Below are 15341 nucleotides of genomic sequence, written 5' to 3'. Positions count from 1 at the left end.
ATGCTAGCTCCTGGCCCATTGGCGGGTCGGCGGCGACAGGGGCGAGGATCGGGCCCCATGAGCGACGACACCGAGAACACGGAACGCACGAGGCGGCTGGTGGCGGCCTGGCGCGGGGCGGAGCGCAAGCTCTCCCGCAGCCTGCTGGAACCCACGGTCGGGGAGCTGCTCGCCCCGCTCGCCGGAGCCCCGTACGACATGGACGCACCCGCCGACGTGTACGGCGACGGGGTCGTGGAGGCGCTGGAGCGCAGGGTCGCGCAGCTGCTGGGGACCCAGGACGCCGCGTTCTTCCCGACGGGGACGATGGCGCAGCAGATCGCCCTGCGGTGCTGGGCCGGCCGGACCGGGAACCCGGTGGTGGCCCTGCACCCGCTGAGCCATCCGGAGAAGTGGGAGGGCCAGGCTCTGTCGGCCGTGTCCGGGCTGCGGGTGGTGCACCCGACGACGGAGGCGCGCCAGCCGACGCCCGCGGAGGTCGCGGAGCTGCGCGAGCCCTTCGGCACGCTGATGCTGGAGCTGCCCCTGCGGGACGCGGGCTTCCTCCTGCCCTCCTGGGAGGAGCTGGAGGCCCTGGTCGACGCGGCCCGCGAGCGGGAGGCGGTGGTCCACTTCGACGGGGCCCGGCTGTGGGAGTCCACCGTCCACTTCGGGCGCACCCTGCCGGAGATCGCCGGACTGGCGGACTCGGTGTACGTCTCCTTCTACAAGTCGCTGGGCGGCCTGAGCGGGGCCGCGCTGGCGGGCTCGCGGGAGTTCGTGGAGGAGACCCGCGTCTGGCGCCACCGGTACGGCGGCCAGATCTTCCGGCAGTTCCCGCAGGCCCTGTCCGCGCTGGCGGGACTGGAGCGGGAGCTGCCGCGCCTGCCGCAGTACGTGGCCCAGGCGCGGGTGGTGGCGGGCGCGCTCGGCACGGCGTTCGCGGAGTCGGGGGTCCCGTGGTCCCGGATCCACCCGCAGGAGCCGCACACCCACCAGTTCCAGGTGTGGCTCCCGTACGAGGCGGACCGTCTGACGGATGCGGGCCTGCGCCAGGCGGAGGAGACGGGCACCGTCCTCTTCCGCCGGTGGTCCCCCGACGGACCGCCGGGCCTGTCGGTGACGGAACTGGAGATCACCGCGCCGGGGCTGTCCTGGACGGAGTCCGACGTGAAGGAGGCGGTGGCGGCCTTCGTGGCCCGGCTGTAGTCGGTACCGGGGGGCGGCGGAGCCACGAAACACCGAATTCCGGGAAAGTCACCGGCCCGGGCCGGTCGTGGGGATACCGTCCCTTCACGGAAATGACCGGCCACCGTGCCCGGAGGAGACACCATGACCGCACCGACCGCGTGGCAGAAGTCCTCGTTCTGCGGTGAGGGAGACGCCTGCGTCTACGTCGCCACCGCCCCCGGCGCCCTCGTCCGCGTCGCCGACCGCGTCGACCCGGCCCATCTCGTGCTCGCCACCACCCAGGCCGCCTGGGCCGACTTCCTGCGCGCCGTCAAGGAGACCGCCGCGCCGTAACCCCTCACCATGAGGGGGTTTTGTCCGATTAGCGCGTATCTTCGGCCCATGCCCACGCCCTACGGATCCCGCGGCGGCATGGCGTTCAGCGCGGCTGAGCTGCACCTGCTCAGGCGCCTCCTCGCCCACGCCCTCCAGCCCTCCTCGGCCCCCCTGACGACTCCGTCGGCCCTGACGGCCGCGGAGGTCCAGGACTGCCTGCACCTCGCGCAGTCGGTGGACGACGCGGTCCTGGAGGCGGGCCGGCTCAGAGCCTTCCTCCTGGCGGATCTGGTCCGCTACCGGGCCGCCCTGCCCGGCAGCCTCCCGGGCTACCTGGAGCTGCTCCAGGACGCCCTGGCCGCCGGCTACGAGCCGGTCCCCGACGACCTGGCCGCCCTGCGCGCGCTGCGCGCCAATCCGGTCGCGGCCGCGCTGCTGGAGCGGGCCCAGGGCGTCGCGGAGCGCTCCGTACGCCGTCGCCTGTCGACGACCCCCGCGCCCCGCACGCGGCTGCTCGCCCTGGCCGGCCGCAAGGAGGAGCCGTCGCGGCCCGCCCCGCAGCCGAAGGAGCCGCCGCGCCCCGAGCGGCCGGTCCCGACCCCCGGCGAGGTCTTCCCGCCGCGGCGCAAGCCCGCCGCGCCCCCGGCGGCCGGGCTGGCATACGGGTAGTTAGTCTGGGGGCATGGACTACGTCTCCGCGCTCGTGCCCCCCATCGCGATGGCCGCGTTCTTCATCGCTCTCGTCGTGACGATCGTGAAGAGCCAGGGCGGCTCCAACAAGGCCAAGGAGGACGCGGCGGTCGACGCCGTGCTCGCCCGGGCCGAAGCCGCCCAGCAGCAGAAGTAAGCCTCCGGGCGGGGAGTGCGGCCGCAGCGGCCGTACTCCCCGCCCGAGTTCGACGGGGCGTCCCCGGAATGTCGCCGCGCGTTACCGGGTGAATAGTCGGGCAATTCCGCACAACTCGCACTATCGTGCTGTTGTGCCTCGCCCCTTGGGAGAACTCGAAGACGCCGTCATGACGCGGGTGTGGCAGTGGAACCGCCCGGTCACTGTTCGCGAAGTGCTGGAAGACCTCCAGCAGGAACGGTCCATCGCGTACACCACGGTCATGACCGTTATGGACAATCTTCATCAGAAGGGCTGGGTCCGCCGGGAAGCCGAAGGCCGCGCCTATCGATATACGGCGGTCTCCACCCGCGCCGCCTACTCGGCCGCACTGATGAACGAAGCCTGGTCGACGAGCGACAACCCGGCGGCCGCCCTGGTCGCCTTCTTCGGCATGATGTCGGCGGAACAGCGCGAAGCCCTCCGCGACGCCGTACGGGTCGTCCAGCACGACGACGAGTCCGCCGCCGACGCCCAGGCCGCACCCCCCGCGGGAGCCCCGGCCGCACCCCCCGCCGCGCCTCCCACCGCATCCCCCGCAGCCGGTGAAGCCGCCGCTCCCGGTGAAGTCCGGGGGGACTCCGCCGAGCGCCCGACGGAGCCGGGGCGATAACGTCCGCAGCCATGGGAGAGTTTTCCACTGCACATGCAGAAACAGTGACGATCCGCCGTGCCCGCACCGGTGATGTTCCCGCGCTGCGTCGCCTCCTCGACCAGTACGTGCAGCAGCGGATCCTGCTCGACAAAGCGCCGGTCGTCCTTTACGAGGACATCCAGGAGTTCTGGGTCGCGGAACGCGACAGCGACGGTCAGGTGGTCGGCTGCGGCGCTCTCCACGTGATGTGGGAAGACCTGGCCGAAGTGCGCACTCTCGCCGTCGACCGCGCGTTGAAGGGCGCCGGCGTCGGTCACCGGGTGCTGGAGCAGTTGTTGCGGACGGCCCGCACCCTCGGGGTGAGCCGGGTTTTCTGCCTGACCTTCGAAGTGGACTTCTTCGCGAAGCACGGCTTCGTCGAGATCGGTGAGACTCCGGTCGAGACCGATGTGTACATGGAGCTGCTGCGTTCCTATGACGAGGGCGTCGCGGAGTTCCTCGGTCTCGAACGAGTGAAGCCGAACACCTTGGGCAACAGTCGGATGCTTCTGCACCTCTGATCGATGGCCTTGGCTTTTCCCGCCCTCGGCGCACCTGTGGCCTATGTCCGAATCGCGCACGTTTCCCGCCCCGTAGTGGTCTCGAACCTCTCCCCGGGGGTTTGTGTTTTCCACGCAAAAGCGGTTTCCTTTCCGCGTACTGCTTTTCGATGAAAGGAAATCCCGGTGGCACAGAAGGTTCAGGTCCTTCTTGTCGACGACCTCGACGGTGGCGAGGCGGACGAGACGGTGACGTTCGCTCTGGATGGCAAGACCTACGAGATCGACCTCACCACCGCCAACGCTGAAAAGCTCCGCGGTCTGCTCGACCCGTACACCAAGGGCGGCCGCCGCACCGGTGGCCGTGCCACCGCGGCGCGCGCCAAGGGCCGCGGCGGCGCGACGGCCGCCAACCCGGACACCGCGCTCATCCGGGCGTGGGCGAAGGACAACGGCTGGAACGTGAACGACCGCGGCCGCGTCCCGGCCGAGATCCGCGAGGCCTACGAGAAGGCCAACGGCTGACAAGCCGCTGACGTACGACGCCCCAGGCGGGCCCGGTGGCATTCCGTCGCCGCCGCGGCCACCAGGCGTACGAGATCGGGCCCGGCCGTGCCTTTCCCAGGACGAGGCCCGACGGCCCTTCCCTGCCCGGGCAGGGCCGGCAGCAGTGCCTCACACCCCTGCTCGGGGGGTCGCAGCCACACGGCGGCTCCCCGAGGGCTGTCCCGCACGGACGTGCCCGGGGGAGCCGGGGCGGTGATCCTGCCCCCCGCACCCAGGGCGGTGAGATCCAGGGCGACCCCGCCCCATTCGAGCCAGTCGAGCAGCCCGTCCAGCTCCTCTGCGCTCCCCGCGGCCACCAGGAACCGCATCCGGCGCCCCATGAGCGCCACCGGGCCCGTGGCGACCGGCCTGCGCAGCACCGCCGCCCCCGCATCGGACGGCAGCTCCAGCACGTCGAAGCCGACCCCGGTCACGAGCTGGGCGGGCGGGCCCGCGGTGACGGCCCAGCCGAGCACCCTCCCGTACCAGGAGGCGTACGCGTCGCCCTCGGGCGGGAGGCGGGGCGTCGGGACGGTCGGCGGTGCGCTCGGCGGAACGGTTACGGCCATGCCCGGAGCAACTGCGCAATCGCCCCGGGGTTACGGTCGTGGTGACACACCGCAGTGACACACCGCACCCGCTCGCGCGCGGAACGTAAACGTCCGCGGCGGCGGAGTCCCACATTCGGGACGGCGGCGTGTTCGCCCTCAGCGGAGGGAAGTGGTGCGATCGGCATGGAGTGTCAGCCCTTACGGGTAAGACATTGCCTAGTGGATCGGGGCGACACGCTGATTTGAGCGGCTTCCGTTCGCCGTCGGCGTACACGCATGACGGGTATCTGCCTGGCCTGCGGGAACATCGTCTCGCACCATCGAGTTGGAGCAGTTGTCGGCTCTTCAAGCCGGTTTTCCCGCTGATGCAGGGGTGAGCCGTGGACGGATGTCGGCAGTTGGAATGAGCTGTCCCGCCTCACGGGACTAGCATGCGGAAGGACAGGGCGGGGACCGACCCCGAACTGCCCGACCGCTCTGAGGAGCGATAAACGATGTTCGAGAGGTTCACCGACCGCGCGCGGCGGGTTGTCGTCCTGGCTCAGGAAGAAGCCCGGATGCTCAACCACAACTACATCGGCACCGAGCACATCCTCCTGGGCTTGATCCACGAGGGTGAGGGTGTCGCCGCTAAGGCCCTGGAGAGCCTCGGGATTTCGCTCGAGGCTGTTCGCCAGCAGGTTGAGGAGATCATCGGTCAGGGGCAGCAGGCCCCGTCCGGCCACATCCCCTTCACCCCGCGGGCGAAGAAGGTCCTGGAGCTTTCGCTCCGAGAGGCCCTCCAGCTCGGCCACAACTACATCGGCACCGAGCACATCCTGCTCGGCCTGATCCGCGAGGGCGAGGGCGTCGCCGCCCAGGTCCTCGTGAAGCTGGGCGCCGATCTCAACCGAGTCCGGCAGCAGGTCATCCAGCTGCTCTCCGGCTACACCGGCGGGGGCAAGGAGTCGGCCACGGCCGGCGGCCCGGCCGAGGGCACGCCCTCGACCTCGCTCGTCCTGGACCAGTTCGGCCGCAACCTCACCCAGGCGGCCCGCGAATCCAAGCTCGACCCGGTCATCGGGCGCGAGAAGGAGATCGAGCGGGTCATGCAGGTGCTGTCCCGCCGTACCAAGAACAACCCGGTCCTCATCGGCGAGCCCGGCGTCGGCAAGACCGCCGTCGTCGAGGGCCTGGCCCAGGCGATCGTCAAGGGCGAGGTCCCCGAGACCCTCAAGGACAAGCACCTCTACACGCTTGACCTCGGTGCCCTGGTCGCCGGTTCCCGCTACCGCGGTGACTTCGAGGAGCGCCTGAAGAAGGTGCTCAAGGAGATCCGCACCCGCGGCGACATCATCCTGTTCATCGACGAGCTCCACACCCTCGTGGGTGCGGGCGCCGCCGAGGGCGCGATCGACGCCGCCAGCATCCTCAAGCCCATGCTGGCCCGTGGTGAGCTCCAGACCATCGGTGCGACCACGCTGGACGAGTACCGCAAGCACCTCGAGAAGGACGCGGCCCTCGAGCGCCGCTTCCAGCCGATCCAGGTGGCGGAGCCTTCCCTCCCCCACACGATCGAGATCCTCAAGGGCCTGCGCGACCGGTACGAGGCCCACCACCGCGTCTCCATCACGGACGAGGCCCTCGTCCAGGCGGCGACGCTGGCGGACCGGTACATCTCGGACCGCTTCCTCCCGGACAAGGCGATCGACCTGATCGACGAGGCCGGCTCCCGGATGCGCATCCGCCGGATGACCGCGCCGCCGGACCTCCGCGAGTTCGACGAGAAGATCGCGGGCGTGCGCCGCGACAAGGAGTCGGCCATCGACTCCCAGGACTTCGAGAAGGCAGCTTCCCTCCGCGACAAGGAGAAGCAGCTGCTGGCGGCGAAGACCAAGCGCGAGAAGGAATGGAAGGCCGGCGACATGGACGTCGTCGCCGAGGTCGACGGCGAGCTCATCGCCGAAGTCCTCGCGACCGCGACCGGCATTCCCGTCTTCAAGCTCACCGAGGAGGAGTCCTCGCGACTGCTCCGCATGGAGGACGAGCTCCACCGTCGGGTCATCGGCCAGAAGGACGCCATCAAGGCGCTCTCCCAGGCGATCCGTCGTACCCGTGCGGGTCTGAAGGACCCGAAGCGCCCGGGTGGCTCGTTCATCTTCGCCGGTCCGTCCGGTGTCGGTAAGACCGAGCTCTCCAAGACGCTCGCCGAATTCCTCTTCGGCGACGAGGACGCGCTGATCTCCCTCGACATGTCGGAGTTCAGCGAGAAGCACACGGTTTCCCGTCTCTTCGGTTCGCCCCCCGGCTACGTGGGCTACGAAGAGGGCGGCCAGCTCACCGAGAAGGTGCGCCGCAAGCCGTTCTCCGTCGTCCTCTTCGACGAGGTCGAGAAGGCCCACCCGGATATCTTCAATTCCCTTCTCCAGATCCTGGAGGACGGTCGCCTGACCGACTCCCAGGGCCGGGTCGTGGACTTCAAGAACACGGTCATCATCATGACGACCAACCTGGGTACCCGGGACATCTCGAAGGGCTTCAACCTGGGCTTCGCGGCGCAGGGCGACACGAAGACCGGATACGACCGGATGAAGGCGAAGGTCAACGAAGAGCTCAAGCAGCACTTCCGGCCCGAGTTCCTCAACCGTGTCGACGACACGGTCGTCTTCCACCAGCTCACCGAGGAAGACATCATCCAGATCGTCGACCTGATGATCGCCAAGGTCGACGAGCGCCTCAAGGACCGCGACATGGGCATCGAGCTGAGCGGTGACGCGAAGCTCCTGCTCGCCAAGCGGGGCTACGACCCGATCCTGGGTGCCCGGCCGCTGCGCCGGACCATCCAGCGCGAGATCGAGGACATCCTGTCGGAGAAGATCCTCTTCGGCGAGCTGCGCCCCGGTCACATCGTGGTCGTCGGCAAGGAGGGTGAGGGCGAAGAGGCCAAGTTCACCTTCCGCGGCGAGGAGAAGTCGGCCCTGCCGGACCTGCCCCCGATCGAGGCCACGGGCTCCGGCCCGGACCTCTCCAAGGGTGCGTAAGCGCTAGGCGCCGACCAGAGCGGTACGAAGGGGCGGCCCGGAACCCACCAGGTTCCGGGCCGCCCCTTCGTCATGTCATGGCTGGGACTCCTCCTGGTTCCCCACCACCGAGGTCCTGAACCGGTGACAAGCCGCACAGGGCAAATCGGACGTACTAGGTGGTTTCGTAGATCCAATGGGGGTGGCGGCGGCTGAGGGCCTGCCTGGGTCCACGGCGGGAGCCGTCAACGGGCCACGTCACACCGCCCCGGCTACGAGCTCCGGTAGTAACCGGGACATTTGGGGAAGTCCAGGACCTCGGGGTACCAAAGGTGAGCCAACCCGGCACACGCCGCATCGTGCCGGGTCGCTTCATGCCCCGTCGGGCATGACCCGTCCTCGTTCCCGGCCCCGGAGGTCTGCTTCATGTCCGCGAAGCGCGTCAGCACCCGTCGTACCCGTATCGCCGTCGGCGCCACCGCTCTCGGTGCGGCGCTGGCCCTCGGGGCGGGCACGACCGCCGCGTTCGCCGACACCGCGCCGCAGGCGGCTCAGGCCGCTCAGGCCGTCCAGGCCGCCGTGACCGCCGACAAGGCCGCCTCCGCGAAGAGCGGCCTGTGGGACAAGCCGCTCGACAAGTACACGCTGTCGGCGACCTTCGGCAAGGGCGGCAGCATGTGGTCGCGCAAGCACTCCGGCCAGGACTTCGCCGTCCCCGTCGGCACCCCGGTCAAGGCCGTGGCCGCCGGCGTCGTCGTCAAGGCGGGCCCGAACGGTGGCGGCGACGGTCCGGCGTACGGCAACGCCATCGTGATCAAGCACGCCAACAACACGTACTCGCAGTACGCGCACCTCTCGCGGATCCAGGTCCGGATCGGCCAGAAGGTCGCCGTCGAGCAGCGGATCGCCCTGTCGGGCAACACCGGCAACTCCAGCGGCCCGCACCTGCACTTCGAGATCCGGACCACCCCGAACTACGGCTCGGCCGTGAACCCGGTGGCCTTCCTGCGCAAGGCCGGCGTCACCATCTGACCCGCCCGAGCGGCCCGAGCGGCCTGACCCGTCCGAGCCTCCCGACCCGTCCGAGCCGGCCGGGTCAGGTGAGCAGCCAGGCGTGGACCGGCTTCGTCTCCGGGCCGAGCTTGCCCTCCTTGTAGGCGGCGGCCTGCTCCGGCGTGAAGGCCGTGTCGTAGATCTTGATGTTGTGCAGGGCGCCCTGCCAGGGGCCGGTCCAGATGTTGTGGTGCTTGGACCGGCCCAGCTGGAGCGGGCCGGGTGCCTGCCAGATCGGCGGGACGGGGGTCTCGCCGGCCTTCTTGCCCTCCACGTAGAGGGCGATGTTCTTCTTCTCGGCGTCGTAGGTGGCCATCAGCATCGTGGGCGTCTTGAGCACGGTGACGCCCTCGGCGGTGACGGTTCTCGTGGTCGCCGCGGCGCCCTTGTCGCCGGTCTGCACGCGGAAGATCCAGGCCTGCTTGCCGTTCACCTCGTTCACGCCGAGCTCGAAGGAGAACGACTCCCCGTCGCCCTGGCTGATCGCGATCCGCGAGCCCTTGGCCCCCGAGCTGTAGACGCGCGCCGTGAGCGTGAAGCTCTTGGTGACGTCCACGACCGGCTCGGCGGACTGGGCGTAGGAGTTCCCGGTGCCCTTCCCGACGATCTGGAACCGCTTGCCCAGCGGGCCGACCTGCAGGTCGGGGCCCAGCCGGATGCCGGTCTTGCCGTAGCTGTCGCGCAGCAGGGTCGCGTCACCCTCGACGGTGGCGGTGTAGGCCGCCGGGGACTTCGACCCGCCCGGCTCCGGTTCGGCCGTCGCCGAGGGCTGGGCGTCGGCCCCGCCGGAGTCGTCGCCGTTGCGGCCGAGCAGGAAGAACGTTCCGCCGCCGGCCAGCAGCGCCAGTACGGTCACCGCTCCGCCCACCATCCACAGCCGCTTCTTGCGCCGCTCGGCGGCCGACCGGTCGGCCATGGCCTCCCAGTCCGGCTGCGGGGTCGGGGACAGGGCCGGGTGGGCGTCCTGGGTGGGGAGGTCCTGGGTCGGGGGCCACTGGCCTCCGGAGGCCTGCTGGTACGGGTTCGGCTGCTGGCCGGGCTGCGGGTAGCCGTAGCCGGCGCCGCCCGACGGGTAGCCGTAGCCACCCTGGCCGGAGCCCGGTGCGGAGGGGCCGGGCGGGAAGCCGTAGCCGCCGCCCTGTGCGGGCGGCCCCGGCGGAAACCCGTATCCGCCGCTCCCGGGAGCGGGCTCGGGCTGCGGGTTGCTCGGGGGGTTCACGGCGTCGGTCATGCCACGGATGCTAAAACACGACCCGCCGGACCGGACCGCCCGGGCCCGGCCGTGGCCGGCGCTCCGGCCCCTCAGCCCTGCGGCAGCTTGATCACCGGGAAGCTGCCCGTCGCCGTCGGCGCGTGCTCCGGCAGCCACAGCACCGCCACCGCGCCCGCCGCCGCCCCCTCGCGGTCGATGCCGCCCGGGGCCGCCACGTTGCGGAAGGTCAGCCGGGCGCCCAGGACCCGCGCCTGGCCCTCCGCGATCGTCAGCCCCAGCCCGTGGCCCACGCCCGCGCGGTCCGTCGACCCGGTGCGGAACCGGCTCGGCCCCTCGCGCAGCAGCGCCTCCGGGAAGCCCGGCCCGTGGTCCCGGACCCGTACGACCCGGCCCTCGACGTCGACCTGGACCGGCGGCCGGCCGTAGCGCGCGGCGTTGGCCAGCAGGTTCCCCAGGATCCGCTCCAGGCGCCGCGGGTCGGTGCTGACGATCTCGTCCGCCACGACCCGTACGGTCGCCTCCGGCATCAGCGAGGTCACGCGCCGGCTCACGAACTCGCCCAGCGCCACGTCCTGGAGCTCGGCCCGCTCGGACGCGCTGTCCAGCCGGGCCACCTCCAGTACGTCCTCGACGAGCGCGCGCAGGGCCTGCGCCCTGTCGCGCACCAGCTCGGTCGGGCGCCCCGGAGGCAGCAGCTCCGCCGCCGTGAGCAGGCCCGTCACCGGCGTGCGCAGCTCGTGCGCGATGTCCGCGGTCACCCGCCGCTCGGCTTCGAGCCGCTGCTGGAGGGCGTCGGCCATGGCGTCCACGGCCCGCGCGAGGTCGTCCGTCTCGTCGCGCACGACGCCGCCGACCGCGTCCCGCACCCGTACGTCGGGATCGCCGTGCGCCACCCGCCGCGCGGCGGCCGCCGCCTTGCGCAGCCTGCTGGAGATCTGCCCGCCGATGAGCACGCCGAGCGCCGAACCGCCGATCACGGCGGCGAGGCCGCCGACGAGCAGGGCGCGGTCCAGGTCGGGGATCAGATCGGTGTTCCTCTGGAACTGCGTGTGGAGCGAGAGCACCTGCCCGTTCCCGAGCGGCACGGCGGCCCACACCTCGGGCCGCCCGTGCGCCGGCTCCTGGATGTACGTACCGCGCCGCCCGGACTGCACCTTGCGCCGCAGCTCGGCGGGCAGCTCCGGGTCGTTGAGCTTGGCGCCCATGGGCGGCTTGCGTCCCGCCTCGGCGTTGCGGGAGATGAACTGCACGCGGTCGAGCTGCACCTCGCGGGCGCTCTCCAGCATCGACACGCGGGCAGCGTTGTGCACGACCAGGCTCAGCGCGACCGTCACGAGGGCGCCCACGGCGGCGATGGCGAGCGTGATCTTCCAGCGGATCCCCGTGCGCAGGGTGAACCGTCTCATGCCTTGAGCTTGTATCCGAAGCCCCGGACCGTCTCGATCCGGTCCTGGCCGATCTTGGTGCGCAGCCGCTGGACGTGGACGTCGACGACCCGGGTGTCACCGCCCCAGTCGTAGTCCCAGACCCGCTCCAGCAGGCGGTCGCGCGACAGTACGGTGCCCGGCGAGGAGGAGAACTCCAGCAGCAGCCGCATCTCGGTCGGCGTCAGCGCCACGGCGGCGCCCGCCTTGCGCACCTCCATGCCCTCGGTGTCCACCTCCAGGTCACCGAAGGAGAGCACCCCGCGCTCCGCGTCCGGACCGCTGTCGGCGGAGCCCGCCGCGCCCGGTCCGCCGTTGCGGGGCCCGCTCGAATGGTCGAAGCGGCGCAGGACGGCCCGGATCCGGGCGACGAGCACGGAGCCGTCGAAGGGCTTGGTGACGTAGTCGTCGGCGCCCGCCTCCAGGCCCAGCACCACGTCGATGGAGTCGGCGCGCGCCGACAGCATGATCACGGGGACGGTGGACTCGTCGCGGATGCGGCGGCACAGGCTCACGCCGTCCATGCCCGGGACCATCACGTCGAGCAGCGCGATGTCGGGGCGGTCGGCGCGGAAGGACTCCAGGCCGGACAGGCCGTCGGGCATGGCGGTGACCACGAACCCGTCGCGCTCCAGCGCCAGGGTCGTCGCCTCACGGATGACGTCGTCGTCCTCCACGAACAGGACATGGGTCTCGGCCATGCGGAAGCCTCGCCTCAGTTCTTCTCTGCTGTGCTCAGTTCTTTTGACTCGTGGCCGGGGCGGGCTGCACACCGCCGTCGGCCACGTTGCTGTACTCCGAGTGCACTCGGTCCTGCTCGGTGAACTTCTCCCCGTTCCAGCGGTACGTGATCACGTCCTCGCCCGACGGATAGGCGAGCGCGTCGCTCTTTCCGTAGACCTGCTTCGTGACCACCAGGTCGCCCCGGTCGATCTCCGCGTAGACGGGTGGCTGCTCGTCCGAGAACACATTCTCGTACTTCGCGCCGTCCGCCCGGTACACGAAGCTGCCGCGGCCCAGGGCGTCGGCACAGGACAGGACGTTGATGACGACGTCGACGACGGGGCTGCCGGTGACCCTCCCGTAGCTCACGTCCACCGGGTACTCCTTGCCCGTACAGGGCTTGAGGTCCCGCTTGATCTCGGAGCTGACCTTGGGGTCCGCCTTGAGCAGCGCCACCGGGTCGACCTTCTTGAGGGAGGCGCCGGAGGAGGAGGCCGAGGAGGCGTCGGGGGAGGGGGCGTTCGGGGTGGCCCTGGCCACGGCCTCGCCGCTGCGGGCGGGACCGCCGTCGCGCAGACCGGTGCCGCCGGTGGCGCAGCCGACCGCGAACACGGCGATGCCGACGAGGACGACCGTCCCCGCCGACATCAGTACCAGGGGCCCCCTGCCGGCGCCAGCCAGGGGAGAGCTCCTGCCGCTTCCACCGTGGCCGCTTCGACCTTGGCCGTTCGGACCTCGGCCGTTCAGAACGTGGCCGCTTCGACCTTGGCCGTTCAGGCCGCGCACCGCTCACGCCCCTCGTGCCGGCTGGTGTGGTCACCGCGCTCCAGCGCCCGCATGTCCAAGTCCCGGCTCTCCAGTTCCTGCCGGAGACGGGCCAGCGCGCGGTGCAGGGTGCTCTTCACGGTTCCCGCCGACATCCCGAGCGCCGCGGCCGTCTCCTCGGTGCTCATCTGCTCCCAGTGTCGCAGTACGACCACGCTGCGCTGCTTGGGCGCGAGCACCTTGAGGATGTCCATCAGCAGGGCGCGGTCGGCGCGCTGGTCGGAGCCGTCCTCGACGGAGGCGTCCGGGAGCTGCTCGGTGGGGACCTCTTCGAGCTTGCGGGCGCGCCACCACTCGGTCCGCGTGTTGATCATGACCCGGCGGAGGTAGGCGTCGGCGAGGGACTTGTCGGCGATGCCGTCCCAGCGGCCGTAGGTGCGCACGAGGGCGGTCTGCAGGAGGTCCTGCGCGTCGGTCGGGTCCGGGACCAGGCGCCGGGCACTGCGCAGCAGCGCGTCCTGCCGGGTGCGTACGTACTCCTCGAATTCGAGTACCTCGCCGTGCGCCATCTCAGACCGCCTCCGCTACCGTCCACCCGTTCATCCCCTGCCTTACGGACCTGAAGGTACGGAGGGGTTGTCACGGGCCTGTGCGGGCCAGCCTTCGGTGGGCGCACGGACACCCATAGGTTGTGTAACAGTGCCGTGAGCTGGGGTTTAGCGGCGAAAAGCGGAATCAGGGCGTCAGTTCCAAGGTCGACTACGAGCGGTTGACGAGCCGTCACGGAGGCGTCACGGCGGCGTCACCGGGACGCCGCCCGGCGGTGCGGCTAGCTGGGTGACGGGCTCTGGGGCGAGATCCGCGCCGCGCTCTGCGGTGTGCTCTGCGGGAGCCGGTAGAAGCCGCCGTCGAGCGGTTCCACGAGCCCGTCGGAGACCAGCCCGTCCAGTGCGCGGGCCCGCTGCACCGGCTCGTCCCAGACCGTGTCGAGCACGGCCTGCGGAACGGCCCCCACAGCCTCCCGGAGCACCGCGAGGAGCCGGCCGCGCACCTGCCGGTCGGTCCCGGCGTACGTCTGCCCGCGGCGCGGCGGTCCCTCGTGCGCCGGTTTCCCGGCGAGGCGCCACGCGCACAGGCCGGCCACCGGGCAGCGGGCGCAGTCCGGGCTCTTGGCGGTGCACACCAGCGCACCGAGCTCCATCGAGGCCGCCGCCCAGCGGGCCGCGGTGTGCTCGTCCTCGGGCAGCAGGGCCCGGGCCAGGCGCCGCTCGGCGGCGGTGGTGGCGTTCGGCGGGTACTCGACGCCCGTGGCGGTGCGCGCGAAGACCCGCCGGACGTTGGTGTCGAGGACGGCGTGCCGCTGCCCGTACGCGAAGGAGGCCACGGCGGCCGCCGTGTACTCCCCGATCCCGGGCAGCGAGAGGAGCTGCGCGTGCTCCCGCGGTACGTCGCCGCCGTGCCGCTCCGTTATCGCGACGGCCGCGCCGTGCAGCCGCAGGGCCCGGCGGGGGTAGCCGAGGCGCCCCCAGGCCCGTACGGCCTCACCGGGGGCCTCGGCGGCCAGGTCGGCGGGGCGGGGCCAGCGGGCGAGCCACTGCTCGTAGACCGGCAGGACCCGGCTGACGGGGGTCTGCTGGAGCATGAACTCGCTGACCATGACCCCCCAGGGGCCGGCCTCGGGGCGGCGCCAGGGCAGGTCGCGGGCGTGTTCCTCGAACCACGCGATGACGGGGGAGTGCAGCGCGTGGGAGGAGGGGGAGGCGTCGGGGGACTCGGCGGTGGCGGGGGATACGGGAGATGCAGTCATGGCAGACGGCATCCTGGCACGTTTCGGACCTACGGGCCCGTGAACCAGACAGCGGCGCGGGGCCCCCTCGCCCGCACGGCGGCGATGAGCGCACTGACCGGGCCCGTGAGCGCGAGGACGAGGAGCGCGGCCACCGCACCGCCCAGCAGCAGGCCCCACACCACGTCGTGCGGGTAGTGCACGCCCACGAACACGCGGGAGAAGGCCATCAGCAGCGCGAGCGGGACGGTCAGCAGCGCGAGCCGGGGTACGGCCATGGCCAGGGCCACGGCGGCGGCGCCCGCGATGACCGCGTGGTTGCTGGGGAAGGACCAGTCGCCGGACGCCGGGCACGGGACCAGCGAGGCGGCCGCGCCGGCGAGCGCGCGGCAGGGCCTCTCCTCGTCCACGGTGTTCTTCACGACCTCGGAGGTCGCGTAGGCGGCGGCGGTGGCCGACGGCGCGAGGACGGCGAGGGCCACCGGGCGGGGGCCGCCCCGGCCGCGCGAGCGCCACCAGACGGCCGTGAAGAGCACGCCGAAGAGCAGGAGCCCGTACGCCGTCCAGGCCTGGAACGCCGACTGCACCCAGGTGGGCGCGGACTGGGCGAAGCCGGTGACGCCGCGGTAGAGGCCGGAGGTGTTCATGGTCACTAAAAATACTCAAAGCGGATAATCTACGCATCCGGCCCTTGGCTGGTTTTCGACGTTCCGAGTACGCCACCGAGATGATCATCGGCAAATCGCGCCTGTCGTGCGGCATGGGGGGCACTGATC

Annotated in this window: 17 protein-coding genes; 9 read left to right on the top strand and 8 right to left on the bottom strand. The window is 71.3% G+C overall.

Annotated elements, in window-relative coordinates; genetic code table 11:
- Positions 1-57 precede the first annotated feature (57 nt).
- From ACF059_RS18625 to ACF059_RS18595, 7 genes are all read left to right on the top strand, one after another.
- The gene (locus ACF059_RS18625; protein ID WP_392058257.1) at positions 58-1188 is read left to right on the top strand and encodes a threonine aldolase family protein; all 1131 of its coding nucleotides are present in this window, start codon (positions 58-60) and stop codon (positions 1186-1188) included.
- A 123-nt stretch (positions 1189-1311) separates the two neighbouring features.
- Positions 1312-1503, top strand: a complete 192-nt coding sequence (locus tag ACF059_RS18620; RefSeq protein ID WP_361952262.1) for a DUF397 domain-containing protein — start codon at positions 1312-1314, stop codon at positions 1501-1503.
- Between the two features lie 48 nt (positions 1504-1551).
- On the top strand, positions 1552-2154 hold the full coding sequence (locus ACF059_RS18615) for a hypothetical protein (protein ID WP_392058253.1): 603 nt from the start codon (positions 1552-1554) through the stop codon (positions 2152-2154).
- Positions 2155-2167: 13 nt separating this feature from the next.
- Positions 2168-2332, top strand: coding sequence for a hypothetical protein (locus ACF059_RS18610; protein ID WP_366866351.1), 165 nt, complete (start codon positions 2168-2170; stop codon positions 2330-2332).
- 133 nt (positions 2333-2465) lie between these two features.
- Positions 2466-2984, top strand: coding sequence for a BlaI/MecI/CopY family transcriptional regulator (locus ACF059_RS18605; protein WP_392058250.1), 519 nt, complete (start codon positions 2466-2468; stop codon positions 2982-2984).
- 11 nt (positions 2985-2995) lie between these two features.
- Positions 2996-3526 (top strand): amino-acid N-acetyltransferase, encoded by a 531-nt coding sequence (locus ACF059_RS18600; RefSeq protein WP_361949429.1) that lies wholly within the window; start codon positions 2996-2998, stop codon positions 3524-3526.
- 165 nt (positions 3527-3691) lie between these two features.
- Complete coding sequence (locus ACF059_RS18595) at positions 3692-4030, top strand: Lsr2 family protein (protein ID WP_360894862.1); 339 nt, start codon at positions 3692-3694, stop codon at positions 4028-4030.
- Here ACF059_RS18595 and ACF059_RS18590 read toward each other — a convergent pair.
- Complete coding sequence (locus tag ACF059_RS18590; protein ID WP_392058247.1) at positions 4009-4620, bottom strand: SCO3374 family protein; 612 nt, start codon at positions 4618-4620, stop codon at positions 4009-4011. The two genes, ACF059_RS18595 and ACF059_RS18590, sit on opposite strands and share 22 nt — an antisense overlap.
- Positions 4621-5096: 476 nt before the next feature.
- On the opposite strand from ACF059_RS18590, the gene ACF059_RS18585 reads away from it, so the two are divergent.
- The gene (locus tag ACF059_RS18585; RefSeq protein WP_266603452.1) at positions 5097-7622 is read left to right on the top strand and encodes an ATP-dependent Clp protease ATP-binding subunit; all 2526 of its coding nucleotides are present in this window, start codon (positions 5097-5099) and stop codon (positions 7620-7622) included.
- Positions 7623-8027: 405 nt separating this feature from the next.
- Entirely contained in the window at positions 8028-8633 is a 606-nt protein-coding gene (locus tag ACF059_RS18580; RefSeq protein ID WP_392058244.1) for a M23 family metallopeptidase, read from the top strand.
- Between the two features lie 64 nt (positions 8634-8697).
- On the opposite strand, the gene ACF059_RS18575 is transcribed toward ACF059_RS18580, so the two are convergent.
- From ACF059_RS18575 to ACF059_RS18545, 7 genes are all read right to left on the bottom strand, one after another.
- Positions 8698-9885 (bottom strand): LamG-like jellyroll fold domain-containing protein, encoded by a 1188-nt coding sequence (locus ACF059_RS18575; RefSeq protein ID WP_392058241.1) that lies wholly within the window; start codon positions 9883-9885, stop codon positions 8698-8700.
- A gap of 71 nt (positions 9886-9956) precedes the next feature.
- The gene (gene cseC, locus ACF059_RS18570; protein WP_360894851.1) at positions 9957-11273 is read right to left on the bottom strand and encodes a two-component system sensor histidine kinase CseC; all 1317 of its coding nucleotides are present in this window, start codon (positions 11271-11273) and stop codon (positions 9957-9959) included.
- Positions 11270-11992 (bottom strand): two-component system response regulator CseB, encoded by a 723-nt coding sequence (gene cseB, locus ACF059_RS18565; protein WP_392058238.1) that lies wholly within the window; start codon positions 11990-11992, stop codon positions 11270-11272. The genes cseC and cseB overlap by 4 nt, the downstream gene beginning before the upstream one ends.
- Before the next feature lie 34 nt (positions 11993-12026).
- Entirely contained in the window at positions 12027-12662 is a 636-nt protein-coding gene (locus tag ACF059_RS18560) for a hypothetical protein (RefSeq protein WP_392058235.1), read from the bottom strand.
- Between the two features lie 125 nt (positions 12663-12787).
- Complete coding sequence (locus tag ACF059_RS18555) at positions 12788-13348, bottom strand: SigE family RNA polymerase sigma factor (RefSeq protein WP_360894841.1); 561 nt, start codon at positions 13346-13348, stop codon at positions 12788-12790.
- A 260-nt stretch (positions 13349-13608) separates the two neighbouring features.
- Positions 13609-14586 carry an A/G-specific adenine glycosylase gene (locus ACF059_RS18550; RefSeq protein WP_392058231.1) on the bottom strand — a complete coding sequence of 326 codons (978 nt, stop codon included), beginning with the start codon at positions 14584-14586 and terminating at the stop codon, positions 13609-13611.
- Positions 14587-14615: 29 nt separating this feature from the next.
- A complete protein-coding gene (locus ACF059_RS18545; protein WP_392058228.1) occupies positions 14616-15212 on the bottom strand; it encodes a phosphatase PAP2 family protein in 597 nt (198 codons plus the stop codon).
- Positions 15213-15341 lie beyond the last annotated feature (129 nt).

The sequence above is a fragment of the Streptomyces sp. NPDC016562 genome, from assembly GCF_043076955.1.
Taxonomy (GTDB): domain Bacteria; phylum Actinomycetota; class Actinomycetes; order Streptomycetales; family Streptomycetaceae; genus Streptomyces.
Note: the sequence above shows the minus strand (reverse complement) of the source record. Positions and strands in the feature narration are given on the sequence as shown.